Source organism: Blautia sp. AF19-10LB, assembly GCF_003461245.1.
Lineage (GTDB): Bacteria > Bacillota > Clostridia > Lachnospirales > Lachnospiraceae > Blautia_A > Blautia_A intestinihominis.
Genome location: NZ_QTWS01000005.1, coordinates 53,610 through 66,967 on the forward strand (window position 1 = coordinate 53,610; position 13,358 = coordinate 66,967).

The following is a 13,358-nucleotide window of genomic DNA, read 5'->3' on the forward strand; positions in this document are numbered from 1 at the left end:
AACTCCTTATCTGTCGCGTGTTACCGCTTTGTATTTCAATCTTCTAATTTCTCGATAGTTACTGTTGGTTCCTTTGCCTGAAGCAGATAGAGATTTCCTGTCAGATGTGTAAGTTTTCCTCCCGAAACTTCACCCGGTGTTCCTTCATTGATCCTCACCATAAAATATGCTTCATCATAGAAGTTTTTAAGCTTCAATTCTATAGACTGCTCTGTCACTGTCTTTGTAAATGTAACCGCTCCATAACGCTGAATCGCACCGGATAGTTCCGAACCGGTGAGTTGTCTCAAGGACGGTGCCGAATCCACCAGCCAGTCCATATATTCAGCGAGGTTGCTCTTCATCTTTTCCCAGCCAAGTGCTGCACCGCGGTCTTCGTCCAGAAGATCATCCGGATGAATAAAATGACTGTTCACAAAATGCATATTTAATTCCGACAGTGCCGCCATCTTCATATAATCATCGATAATTGCACCGGAGATGATACGCGGCTGTTCTACAATCCCATCCTTTGCAACTTCAAATTCCTGCACATACGCAAACTCACCGGTGAAATAATTACTGGCGATCGTCCGGATCTCCGGGAAATCTTTCGCGAGCATCTCTCTTCCTTCTGCTGACAATACATTGGACGGCGGTACATAGACTGACATTGATACACTGGGAAATGTATCCTCTCCAAAATGGATCAATTCTTTTACAGCCTTTTTCATGGCCGCCTCATTTTTCCATGTATCATACGGAAGCACGTCACCATAATCCACATTTGAAAGACTCAACGGCTGATGATTGTATCCATGATACCCGAGTTCTCCACCTTGATGAAGCAGCATATTTCCAAAATACTGAAAACGTCTGGTATCCTTCTGTTTCTTAATCGTTCCATCCGTCGCATCCTCATAATTTTCAATAATCACACCGGTATAGCGAATGTTGTGATCGGATGCAAGCTCCTGCATATCCGGCCACCACACATCCATATAGAAATCACTAATGCTCATTCCATAGTCCCGCTTCACATAAGTAGCATCTCCCTCCGGAACCGGTGATGGAAAGTCATCCAGATAAAATGCTGATCCATTGATCACCGGATAAACCCCCACATCAGTAAGGAGACTGTAGGAAGCCGCATAGAATCCACGCACCGCTTTCTCATACAGTCCAAAGTTGTCTACTACAAACTTCCCTTTTCCATATTGGTTTTCCCAGATCAGCGGCGCTCCCTTTTCATCTCTGATTCTCGCATATACCTGTGCTTTTTCGCTCAACTCGACCGCCCAGGCAGCATCATACGGATCTGTGATCGTATAAGCCTGTCCCCCGCCAAGCATAAATTCCGGTTCAAAATAAATACTGTCTACAAGTGTATTGTCATATCCGGAAGAAATGATTCCAAGCTTCTGCTCAATCACTGATGAATACGCTGTTTTCTGAAGTGTCAGGGCAAAAAGTACATTCCCACCCTCTGACACCCAATCACACAGTTCCATAAGATTCTCTTTCAACGGACTTACATCACTCAGTAATACAACAACCGTTTCATAAGCATGATAATCTGGAATAGAGGATGCACTCTGCAGGTCTACCACATCTGTTCCAACCTTCATATCTTTAAAAATTTGTTGAAACTGCTCCCATGCAGCCACACTCGCCTCATCTTCACTGTTACGAAGTACCAGACAGGTCTTCGGCAGTGATTTCGCAGCCATCTGTTCCGTAACCACTTCTTCCTGACTGAGATATGCGACTTTTCTGTCTTTTTCAGTATATTGAATTCCACTTCGTTCAGCAAAAAGGACGACCGCGATCATCAGAAATACACCCAGGATCACCAGCATACTTTTAAACGGAAATGTTTTCAATGATTTTAATCCAGCCAAAAAGCCAATTCCTCCTTACTCTTAGACGACAGATAGATCTGCTCCTCTTTCATCTGTCTTAAACACTGCTGCAACTCCGCTCCCTTTTTTCGTTCTGCCAGATACCGGATCTTCAAAATCCAGAACTCCTCTTTCCGATGCCATTTCTGATCCATCAGCCCTAGAATCTCTTCCGCCTGAACATAATCTCCTGTTTTCATCAGATTTTGGAACAGACGCACACATGTGGAAAGCGTCGTTTTCACCTTCAGCTTTTGTCTTAAAAGACGGATATAATGTTTCCTCTGTTCTCTCTCCATCTGGGCTTCCAGAATCCCCTGATTCAGATACTCTTCCATAAAATCACAGTACTGCTCCAGGATTTCCGGATCGTCCGGTGATGCCGCATACAGCTTCTCCATCTTCTGCAAACGAAAATCATATTCCTTGGAAAGTTCAACCATGGCTGTGATCGCATAATGGACAACCTCTACATCTTCATTCATGCGGGCCTGTTTCAGAAGATCCATATATTCTTCCGGATCATCATTTAACACATCCATGATCAGTTCACGGCGCACTCTCGGTTCGTTAATCAAAAGTGCTTCCTCTAACGGAACGATCTTTTTGTCCGTATCCGAAACTGCCTGAAAAATATTTTTATAAATCTCTTCATTTACACGAAGCTTTTCCACTCCCGGTTCTATCCTATTGTCTCTTCTGGTCAGCATTTGCAAATGCAAAAGCAGCACGCACACTGTTCCCCAGAAAGGAACGAAGATCACAAGTGCCATCAGATATTTTTTCACCTTCAGCAGATGTGTCTTTATCCCCAGCCAGACCAGCACACAGCAGACAATATGCAACAGGATCAGGAATACTCCAAGCACTGTCTGAATCATAATTTTTCTCCTGTATTTGCATTCTCCACGGTATCGATCTCATGACAGACGAAGCCGTCATTTTCCAGTCTTGCAAGAATGATCGGCAAGGAACTTCTGTCCGTCTGTGAAAGAATGAGGAAGAGCTCTCCTTTTTCAGAAATCCCCCAGACATCATTTTCACGGACCGAAGCCTGTAGCGCTGTGTCTGCCTCTTCCAGTGTCATCTTCGGATACTCCAGCTTCAAAAGCACATAGGATGCCCGATTCTCCTCCCTCATAGAATGGAAGGAATACAGCCGTTCTTCAAAATACTCCTGCTTCAATATACGTGTACCCTGCACGTACTGCCTGTTCTTGATTGCCTCCTGATATTCCAGTGCGTGCAAAAGTGCTGTTTCTACCAGACCGCAGAGAATCTGGAACAGATTCAGATAATAGAGGGAAAGCTGTTCATTTCCCACTTCCTGAATGAAAATCAGCATCACGAGCTCTCCATCCTTGTGAATCCCGTTCATATACATCGGATAGCCGTCCAGGAAATTCCGGTTTACCCACACCTTTCCTGACACAATCGTCTCTTTCGCTTCCAGATAATCATCCAGACAAATGGATTTTTTCAACACATCTGTCATTCCCTGGGATGCGATCTCAAGACGTCCATAGCTCTGATTCTTTCCAACTGAATAAATCGCAAATGTATGATTCTCAAGAACTGATTCCATCACATGCAGAGTTTCAACAAAAAGCTCCTGCGGAAGAATGATATCCAGTTTTTTCGTAATATCAAAAATCTTACCAAAGCTGTCACGGCTTCCCAGAATCTGCTTCTTGTACTGCCGTTTATCAGAAAGCGTCTCCTGATACATTTCTCTCATAAACAGAAATTTATCCAGGATCAGTTTATTCTCCTCTTTCATGAATTGAATATTATCTCTGTTTTTCAGTCGGATGTAACCACAGATCGCGCCGACTGCAAAATAGAAGATAAACGGAATCCAGTTCGAAGGTTCGTAGAAAAGTGTCGTCCAGCCGATCCCGGTTTTCGTATATGCTGCCAGCAATGAAAGTGTTTCCAGCCCCGCTGCAGCAAGCCCGTAATTAATGCCGTACAGACTGCTGAACAGCACGATGTAAACAAGCCTCAGATCGATCATCTGAAACTGCACCTGATTTCCCGCCATCCGGTTCAGTGCTTCAAAAACAAAAAATGTGAGCAGCAATTCCACGATTTTCACGATTTTATCATGTGCTTTCAAAAAAGTTTTTACTACATCGATCTTCCGTGTCTTATGGTTCGTTTTCTCACAATAATCCTCATAAATTTCTGTGAGATCCTCCAAAAGAGAAATCTTCGGAAACCAGCCGTATTCATTTCTCAGAACGTGGTCATCAGATATCCCATCCTGGATCAGCACATCTGACAAATAGGTAATATTTGCAGCCGGAAACATCTGTGCCAGTCTCTCCCCGAACTGTTGAAAAGTAAAATGAAATACCTGCGGAACCTGAAGACAGGCGCTCCCCTCTCCCCAGTTATCAAAAATCTTGTATAATAAATCCCCAAGATCACTCAAAGCAAGAAAATGCATCTCCTGTGCCGGTGCTTCTTCAAATGTAATCTGCTTCTTATTGATCACAGTTGAGAACAGCTTGAAAAAATAATCCTCCTCATAAGTACCGGAATAAAGATACGGCACACGCAGAATCTTGACAGCGATCTGATGCAGCTCGCCGTATTGCCTGCAGAACTCTTCTGCCGAGCGGACCATCAGCGTATTTCCTGTTGTATCTTCATATAAACTATCCGGTCCTGTAATATACAGAAGCCTGGAATTCAGATTCCCCTTATAGTAATGTAATAGCTTGTGTAAAGTCTCAATCTCACCCTCCATCGTCCCATGAAATGTAAGATAATTAGAAAAATAAATCACTCCCTCAAATTCATACGTCTTGAAAATGTCTTTGAATTCTTCCTCCGTCTTCGGCATCGGGTATACCGATAAGCTCTTATTGCGATTTGACTTTTGTTCAGTCTCTCCAAGAAGAAGGATCTGACACTCAGGGAAAGCCTCCTCGATAAATTCTGTTGTAATATATCCGATATTTCCGGTCACCAGTAATTTCATACGTCACCTCGTAATCATATATTGCACATTTCTATCATTTCCAACCTATCATTTATGCAGAAGATGTATTTTCTTTTATCCTCTTTTTGTCTTTATACATCTTCTCGTCAGCACAATGGATCAGCTCCGGCAGATTCTTTTCCTCCGCATCTGTCCAGGCATATCCCATTGCAACAGAGATAGGAATGTCACTTTGTTCATCGGCAAATTCAATCTCCGCTCTGACTTGCCTTATGATCTCTTCTGTTTCTTCGGCTGTCTTGTTTTTCAGGATAATCACGAACTCATCACCGCCGATTCTGTAACACTGACCGTTCTGTCCAACGGCAGCTCTCATACACTTTGCGATTGTGATAATAAGCTCATCACCTTTATTATGTCCCAGGCTGTCATTTATCTTCTTCAGATTGTTGGCATCCATCATTATGTAGGAAATCATTCCCGGGAAAACAGCATTACTCTTGTTCTCCTCCAGAAATGCCGTTCTGTTTCCAAGACCGGTCATCGTATCCATATAGGCCATTCTTGCATAGATCTCGACATTGGCATTCTCCTGAACCTGCTCATACATTACGATACAGGCTGCATTGATCAAAAATGCGATAAATATCGCAATACCGACCGAATAGATATAGGAATAGCTCACTACATTTCCATAATAAAATAAAACGAGTGCTATAATGCTGAAAACGCAATATGCTACACATCCATTAATAACTATTTGCAATTTAAGATTTTTATGCTTTTTGTTCTCATTGACCCCATTCCAGATCACGCGCAGAAGTGTTACTGTCATAAGCAGATGTTCACAGATAAGTATTATGATCACCATATCACATCCGCTGATATAATTTAACAGATAAAGGACTAAGTTAAAAACAAACAGCTTACGCATCACGGACAGCATCCTGTGTTTACCCGGCATGATCTCTTTGATAAATTCCAGAAGAGGGAACGGCAATGTGAAAAAGGACAAGAATGATATCTGCTCAATAATACTGGTGTGCTGAGTGACTAACAGCAAAATCTGTGAGTCTGTCACCACCCAGATTCCTTCGGTCAAAATACAGATTCCCAAATTCCGCAGTGCACGGTAGATCTTCTCCGTTTTTCCCGCTTTCATATAAAGACAGGCGACAATACACAGCACACCAAAAGCAAGCGACAGCACACCGATAAGCACCGCATAAAGGTTATCCTTTATGATCCGTCTGTACATACTGGTATTGTCTCCTATCAATATCCCCGAGCTCTCAATGCCTTTCAGATTATCTTTCGTCCCACCGATAAAGCTGATCGTCAAACTGTCTCCTGATGGAATATCAAACAAATGCACTGATCCATCTCTTTTTCCGTTCCTGTGATAGATCGTCTCATTGCCCACACGCACATAATAATTTTTCCAATGGGATCTGAGAAGCAGCACCCATTCCTCGTGCTCTCCTCTATCTGATAGGCTGAAGGTGACCTCCGCCTTCGTAACACCGTCGAAAGCATCAATCGTCCACTCACCTTCCGGAGCACTTACTTTTCCTGTAAAAACTCTGTCGGGAGCATTCTCATATCTCCCGCAAATGTATAATGCAGCTACCATAAAGAAGATAATTATAAGAGTAACTGCAGTATGTATCTTTTTCATAATCATTCTCTCTTATAATATTTTTTGCCATTCCGGCAGAAATAATCGCGTCAGCATAACTGCTGGATTATTTCTGATTATACCATAGATTCTCATTTTTGAGTTTATTTTTAGAATAAAAATCCAACACAGTAATAAAGGGTGGTAAGTCATGAACGAAAATGAGCAGAAAGTCGGCTCAATCGCCGATCAAAAAAGTAAGATAAGGTAACGTTATAAAGGAATCACCCCTGATGAACTTGATGTGATTCCGGCTCTTCCGCAGGAAAATATCAGTATCCGCAGTGCTGGATTTTCGTCCACAATTCTCATTGCTTTCACCTGGAGTTCACGATATTCTGAGTGATTCTTTTTCAAATACTTAGTCACCCATTTCTCCACTGATTCCCGTAGTGTACTTTGTTCCCACATGATGTCCTGCTTTTTTCGCATATTGCATTTCTCCCTTCTGAAGTTCTCTTTTCAGTTACATGACTATACCAGAAGTCGTGGAAATAGCAATTCATCAGATGTACCGAAAATGCGTGGAGGAGATTGGGGATAGTAGACAATATGGGGATATTTGGGTAAAAGAAAAGCCATGGCTTGTGCCGTGACCTCTCAATTCATATTTGCTGTCTTATTCAGCAGAAATACCTGCCAGTTTTACATTTACGTTATAAGTTGCCGGATCTTCTGCGGCTGCATTATTAATGCAGTCAGCATCCGTACCTTCCATCCAGATATATACTCGCATCTTTACGCCATCATATCCTACGGAAGAAGCAATTTTCTGTGTATCACTCGTTGCATCATAATCATTACCATTCTTTGTCGCAACCCAGTTTCTATTTTGCTGATCTGTATAATGAGTCGCATAAATATACGGGTATGTAACCATAAGCGGCTTTAACTTTCCATCATCGGCTGTACCAATATACGTCCAACCATCGACTCCTTCAGCATCATTGCCCTTGCCTGTTTCTTCATATGGTGCATAGACTACTTTCAATTCTTCGTTTCCATCATCACTGTATGTGCCATCTGCGTTTTTCTTGATATTCTGAATAGTAATACCCACACGCAGAGATTTTGGAATGGTATCCGTTGTTGGTGTTCCGTTCGTAGTCAAGGTAACTGGACTTCCTTCTGACGCATCTAAATATACATCAGCAAGACCCGTTTCGGTAATTGTGTAAAGAACATACTCACTCTTGATATATGCATAATGAGTTTCCCCACCTGCCATATATTCTCCAGGTTTTGAATTTTCTCCGGTAATAAAAGTGGGCTGCATATAGGAAGCAACTTTTCCTTCACCGTTAATTCCCTGATTCACATACCATGTTTTTAAGTCATTTGTAGATGATGGACTTATCTTTCCACCCTCTGTTGATGCCACCAATGATGTCTGTTCCCCACCATGTTGTGGTCCCTGCTTAGCAGTTGCAATCTGCAAAATAAATCCATTTGTTGTTGCACTGATATTGGTTGTGACCGCTTCAACGGTATTGTTTGCAACATACCATGCGTAAGTTGCCGATGTTAAGGCTATTCCAGATATTAAAACGGAAGCAGCAGTCGCTATTAACTGCATTCTCATTTTCTTTATGTTCATTTTCCATCCCACCTTTTTCAGTTTCTACATGCCAAAAAGTAGAAATTCTTTTCTACTCTTTGGCATGTACCCCACGCCACAACCGTGGGATACTATAACTATCTTATTTGAACTCTGTTGGTGTTGCAGAAAAAGATACTGTTGCACCAACATTCTCCTGAAGTGCTGTAAGCTGTGTTGTTTTAACCTCTTCATTTGCACCATCATAGAACGCATAAAGTTTAACACTAACATCGCCTTCTGCTTTTCCAAATACATCAGTACGGATAATGCCAAGTTTCTTTGTCGTATCATCTGTCACAACAGTACCTGCCAGACAAGAAGCCTCAACACCTGTCGGAGAAACCAATGCCCAGTTGTTCTGATCAATATATACAAGAACTCTAATAGCACCTGCTAACTTTTTGTCAGAACCAGTAGATACTGTCATGCTATCAACTTTCAGATTTGTAAACTGTCCGTCATATGTACCAGTACCAATATAGAACTGATTCAGAAGTGCATAGTCAGCAGTAACAGCTGCAGTTGGATCACCTACAGCAAAACGAGTACCACTCTTTTCTGCTGCATTTTCTTTTTCTTCAGCATAAGCAGATTCAAACTGATAAATTTTTGTATCTGCATTTTCTTTAGAAACATTAAAGTTCTTTGCCCACTGTGCTGGATAAAGTGCAGCGTCTTCATATGTCTTTCCAGTTCCAACTTCTTCGGCAGCAGTTGCTGAAGATGTAGAAGATGTACTTGTTTTCTTTGTATCAATTACCAGATAAGCAGAGTTACTCTGCGCACTGATATTTGTTGTTGTAGCTTTTACATTATTATTACTTACAAACCAAGCATATGTACTTGATCCGAGCGCTACAGCGGCAACGCATACCATGGCAACAGCTGCTGCCATCTGTTTTTTCAGCGCTTTTACGCTGTTGTTTTTTGTTTCGTTCATATCATTCTCTCCTTCGTACAGTTTTGGGAATTTCCTGCAGTTAGAATTCTTTTTTGTATTTAGATCAAACTCCCACCGGGCCCGGTTAGGAGAGTTTCCCTCTACCGTTTCCGGTGAGGCTTTCAGCTAACCACAAAATCTCTTCCCTGCCACGGGAATTCCCTCTGTAATATATATAATCGGCGGTTGTGGCACCGGTTATAACGATATTATTGATTTCTTCTGGTTTTCCAGGTTACTTCTTTATCTGTGTAATAGCTGTCATTTGGAGCTTCGTTTCCTGCTGCATTGATCGGCTTGTTCTTGTTCAGGGTATCCTTAATATCCGTCACAAATTTCCACAGGAGACTGGTGTCATCGTCGAAGTCTGTGTCGATGTGCATGCTCATCTCCACACTGCCTCCGATAATAGAGTCTACACATTCCGAATCATCACCCTCCATCCAGATGACAATGGTATATTTATCGACATTTCCTACAAGGAAGCTATCTTCCTTATACTCGCATACGACATCGTCTGACAAGAAATTTGTGCAGTCTTTCTCAGGTTTTCCATCTTTTGCCGGTTCTGCATAGATCATTTTGTCTCCGTTTCGCCATACTGCGATACGGACAGCGTTCTCGGCTCCCTTGGAACAGGAATCCAGAGTGATCCTGGCCTTATAACTCAGGTCGATCTTTCCTGCATTTCTGACAAAATATGTATATGCCATATAGTTCTTGCCATTGTGTGCACCTTCATGATCGTCCAGGTCATCTGGAAGATCTTCGATCGAAATATTCGTGGCATCTTTGACCATGGCTGCGGTAAGTCTCGCAGTTGCACCCTTGAAATCACCATTGTCAGCAATGCTGATACCTCTTCTGTACATTTCCAGACGGTCAAGATTGATCGTGAAGTTACCCATTTTTTCCTGCATAAACGCAGCAGCAAACAGAACACCGACCGTAGCAAGCATTGCAAGCAGAGCAAGATTCAGTTTATCCAGTCGAAGCAGTGCCGCTCCGATCTGCCGCCGTTTCCTGTGAGGCCGGTACATACTGACGATCTTTTCCGGATCGACATCTCCGCCCTCCTGCTCCATCAGGGCTTCCAGTTCCTCAATTCGGATGATCTGGTCCGTCTTTGATTTTTTCTTTTTGAAAAAACGCCGTCTGTTCTTTTTTTCTGCCTTGTTTTCAAGTTTTTTTATCTTTTTTTCGGTTTTCTTTTTCACAGTTTATACCTTTTCTTTACGTATGCCACGTAATCCTGCATATCCTGACATTCCTGCTGGTCTGCAAATCTTAACTGGATACCTGCTACGAAGCGGAACGGGCTGCCTTTCGGCATTTCCCTCGTCCAGCAGATGACTCCCACGACTTCTCTGGAAGGCTGTCCTTCGGCTGCCGTTCCAAGTCTTGGAAGGGTGAAGATACAGGACTCTCCTACTTCAAACCAACGGTTCATGTATACCGCAAGACCGTTGTTGGAGATATCCATGGTCTGTCCTTTTTCCTTATCCACTTCTCCCTCGGAATTCAGTTCCCAGGTATCCTGCATATAGGTAATCGGAAGCTCAACTTTCATACGGACATCCATACGTTTGATGAACTGTCTCTGTTCTGCCACACGTCTGACTTTGAGATAATGTCGGATTCCTTCTTTTACAACATCATCCACGTATCCGGCAAGAATGTTGCTTTCCTCTCCTTCGGTATATTTAAACAATAATTTCTGGCTTTCATCCGGCACAAGCCTCTTGCCGTCCACCATTGGGGCAGATACCAGAAATGCTGATTCGTCCAGTGCTTTATTAAATGTGCAGAGCATATTGAACTGAGGCTCCTGCCCTACCGGTACGTCAAATGCAAGCTGCATTTTGGTACCTTTCTTCAGTTGTATACTTCCTGCCATGTTATTTTCCTCCTAATAAATCCTGTTTTATTGTTCTTTATCTGAAGAATTTTCTTTCTGTCTTTTTTCCTGGATCTCACGGATTGCTTCTCTGACCGCTGCCTCTTCCTCATCTTTGGCAATCTTACCTGCCAGTCTGATAGTCCGAACCAGATTACTGATGAGGATCACTGCGAGTGGTATGAGGATCACTGGTATGAAAACAAGCGGATTCGCTACCAGACGTGCGAGTTTTCCAAGTGCCAGGGACGACGCGACTACCTTTCCGATCAGAGCCTCGGAATCGGTTCCGTACTGGTCAGGGATATTGTTCGCATCTCCCTGTGTTGTGTATTTCCATTCCGTTCCATCCTGCTCTATTGCTATGACTCTGTGCGTATTTACAGCACCATCCAGCGCCGGGTCTGCGGAATAAAAGGAAATAACATCTCCGACCTGGATCTGTGACGGATCGGTTTTCTTTACAAGGATCAGGGTGTCTGTATCATAAGAAGGCCGCATACTTCCTGTCGTGATACGAAAGACCGTATACCCTCCAAGATTCGGAGCCTCCCCCTGTTTTGTAAAGACTACCAGGCACAGAACCACGACTGCCGCCGCAATGATCATTACGGAAATAATATTTATCAATGTCAGAAAAAATTTCTTTATCATGAGTTGCTGTCATCCTCGTCTGTGTTTTTGCGGTCACGGCGTTCCTGTAAACGCTTTACAATATAATGGGAAAGGCTGGCAGACTCTGCTTTTTGCAGGGCTTTCTGCATCGCTGCCTCGGCTTCTTCCTGCTTGCGTCTGGCTTCTTCGATCGCTTTGGCTGCCTCGCGCTGTGCTGCGGCAACGGCTGCCCGTGATTCTTTCTTTGATCTCGCTGCCGCGTCTGCTGCTTCTTTTCGGATCCTGTCGATTTCTTCTGATGCAGCTTTCTGTTTCTTTTCTTTTTCTTTGCGGGAGTTTTTTGCATCCTTTTCTGCTTTTTCTGCACGATCCAGTGCTGCTGTCAGCTCCCGTTCTTTCTCTTTTCGCACAGTGTCAAGTATCGTCTGGAGATTCTCGACAGAACGCTTTGCCTCTGCCTGCGCAATCTCTATTGAATTTTTCGCCTCAATATCTGCTGCTGCCATCGCAGCTTCTGTTTCCTGGCGGACTTTCTGTTCGTTGTGGAGTTGTTCTTCCAGTTCTGCCCGCTCCTGCTCCATCTGCATTCTGGTCTGCTCCAGGAATTCCATCTGCTGGTTCAGGGAGTCCATCTGAAATTCCAGTTCTGAGAGGGAACGTTCCAGTTCTTCTCTTCGATTCGTTTCTTCTTCCAGTTTCGCCTCTGCATCCAGCTGCGCCTGTGTGACTTCTTCTACAAACACCTGTCGGATCTCAACATCCGGGATATTTCTGTCCTCTACGATCTGTTCCTTGATCTCTTTGACAAATTTCGGCTTAACAGGTTCCCGCTTCTCTTTGGCAAGCTCTGTCACATTTCTCTGGTCAGATTCCAGAAGACTCTTGAATACGGTGTAATTTGTGATAAAGTTGATGTACATCTGCAGGAGATATTCTTCATCGAACTGTAACGCAGAATCCTGTTCCTCAATGGTATATCCCACTTCATCATAGCTCTCAATGAAGTGCCATAGTTTGTAACAGGTGCGGTAATCCGGATCTTTCATCATAAGGTTGGTTCTCTGGATCGGGCTTCGCACCTTGGCACAGCCGTTCATGATATCGCAGAAAGAACTTGTCCGCAAAGTCCTTGACAGTCTTCGTACACGGTCGATCCTTTTGAAGAGGTCCATATGGTCGGTGTCGTTTTCGACATAGCTCTGACGGTTTTTGATCGTCATTTCTACCCTATAGGAAATTTCTTCGTAAGCATCATCGATCTTACTCTCCATGCTCATGACATTACAGGTTTCATCTCCTGTTGACCAGAAGATTACATCTGTTCGCTTGTCCACAAATGCAAATAGCCGCTGGATCAGATGATATACGAAGCGGTTTTCATACAGATCATAGCTTTCTTCGGTCGTGACATTGAGGATCCTGGTCGGCTGGATCTCTCCTGCTGCATTTTCTGTGATGAACTGCGTATGCTGGCTTAAGTGCCGCACACTGTCAGCCGTAATCTTCTTGGCAAGTGCCACCGGTACTACTTCTTCTGAGGTGGCAATAAAACGACGTGGTTTATCCACAATGTTAAAAATAGCTTCGATTCCTTCCTCTACTACGGTGAGCCATTGCTCATCGATCACTTTGTGGAGAATCCTGTTTTTCTGCTCGAGGGTATTGTCACCTGCCTGAACCATCTCAAACAGATACTGGAAGTACCGGTCATCCTCAAGAGCCTCGCCAACCTGATTCGTATATTTCTCATATAAATCACTGATTGTTGTTTCTGCCATCGTTTTATCCCCTTACTGCG

At 43.3% G+C, this 13,358-nt stretch carries 11 protein-coding genes; all 11 read right to left on the reverse strand.

Translation table 11 applies throughout. The annotated features are described in order from the left end of the window. Nucleotides 1-35: 35 nt before the first annotated feature. On the reverse strand, nucleotides 36-1,880 hold the full coding sequence (locus DWX28_RS04705) for a DUF2194 domain-containing protein (RefSeq protein WP_243002338.1): 1,845 nt from the start codon (nucleotides 1,878-1,880) through the stop codon (nucleotides 36-38). After that, the gene (locus DWX28_RS04710) at nucleotides 1,868-2,761 is read right to left on the reverse strand and encodes a hypothetical protein (protein WP_118252005.1); all 894 of its coding nucleotides are present in this window, start codon (nucleotides 2,759-2,761) and stop codon (nucleotides 1,868-1,870) included. Before DWX28_RS04710 ends, DWX28_RS04705 begins: the two co-directional genes overlap by 13 nt. Continuing rightward, entirely contained in the window at nucleotides 2,758-4,869 is a 2,112-nt protein-coding gene (locus DWX28_RS04715) for an NAD(P)-dependent oxidoreductase (protein WP_118252006.1), read from the reverse strand. Before DWX28_RS04715 ends, DWX28_RS04710 begins: the two co-directional genes overlap by 4 nt. Before the next feature lie 52 nt (nucleotides 4,870-4,921). Continuing rightward, on the reverse strand, nucleotides 4,922-6,508 hold the full coding sequence (locus DWX28_RS04720) for a GGDEF domain-containing protein (RefSeq protein WP_158565277.1): 1,587 nt from the start codon (nucleotides 6,506-6,508) through the stop codon (nucleotides 4,922-4,924). Nucleotides 6,509-6,721: 213 nt separating this feature from the next. Further along, nucleotides 6,722-6,940, reverse strand: coding sequence for a hypothetical protein (locus DWX28_RS19335; RefSeq protein WP_158565278.1), 219 nt, complete (start codon nucleotides 6,938-6,940; stop codon nucleotides 6,722-6,724). 187 nt (nucleotides 6,941-7,127) lie between these two features. Further along, on the reverse strand, nucleotides 7,128-8,105 hold the full coding sequence (locus tag DWX28_RS04725) for a hypothetical protein (RefSeq protein ID WP_118252008.1): 978 nt from the start codon (nucleotides 8,103-8,105) through the stop codon (nucleotides 7,128-7,130). A 103-nt stretch (nucleotides 8,106-8,208) separates the two neighbouring features. Beyond that, nucleotides 8,209-9,048, reverse strand: coding sequence for a hypothetical protein (locus DWX28_RS04730; RefSeq protein WP_118252009.1), 840 nt, complete (start codon nucleotides 9,046-9,048; stop codon nucleotides 8,209-8,211). Nucleotides 9,049-9,257: 209 nt separating this feature from the next. Then, the gene (locus DWX28_RS04735) at nucleotides 9,258-10,265 is read right to left on the reverse strand and encodes a hypothetical protein (RefSeq protein ID WP_118252010.1); all 1,008 of its coding nucleotides are present in this window, start codon (nucleotides 10,263-10,265) and stop codon (nucleotides 9,258-9,260) included. Further along, nucleotides 10,262-10,945 (reverse strand): PilZ domain-containing protein, encoded by a 684-nt coding sequence (locus DWX28_RS04740; RefSeq protein ID WP_118252011.1) that lies wholly within the window; start codon nucleotides 10,943-10,945, stop codon nucleotides 10,262-10,264. Before DWX28_RS04740 ends, DWX28_RS04735 begins: the two co-directional genes overlap by 4 nt. A 27-nt stretch (nucleotides 10,946-10,972) precedes the next feature. Next, nucleotides 10,973-11,599 carry a signal peptidase I gene (locus DWX28_RS04745; RefSeq protein WP_118252012.1) on the reverse strand — a complete coding sequence of 209 codons (627 nt, stop codon included), beginning with the start codon at nucleotides 11,597-11,599 and terminating at the stop codon, nucleotides 10,973-10,975. Next, nucleotides 11,596-13,338, reverse strand: a complete 1,743-nt coding sequence (locus DWX28_RS04750) for a DUF2357 domain-containing protein (protein ID WP_118252013.1) — start codon at nucleotides 13,336-13,338, stop codon at nucleotides 11,596-11,598. The genes DWX28_RS04745 and DWX28_RS04750 overlap by 4 nt, the downstream gene beginning before the upstream one ends. Between the last annotated feature and the right edge of the window lie 20 nt (nucleotides 13,339-13,358).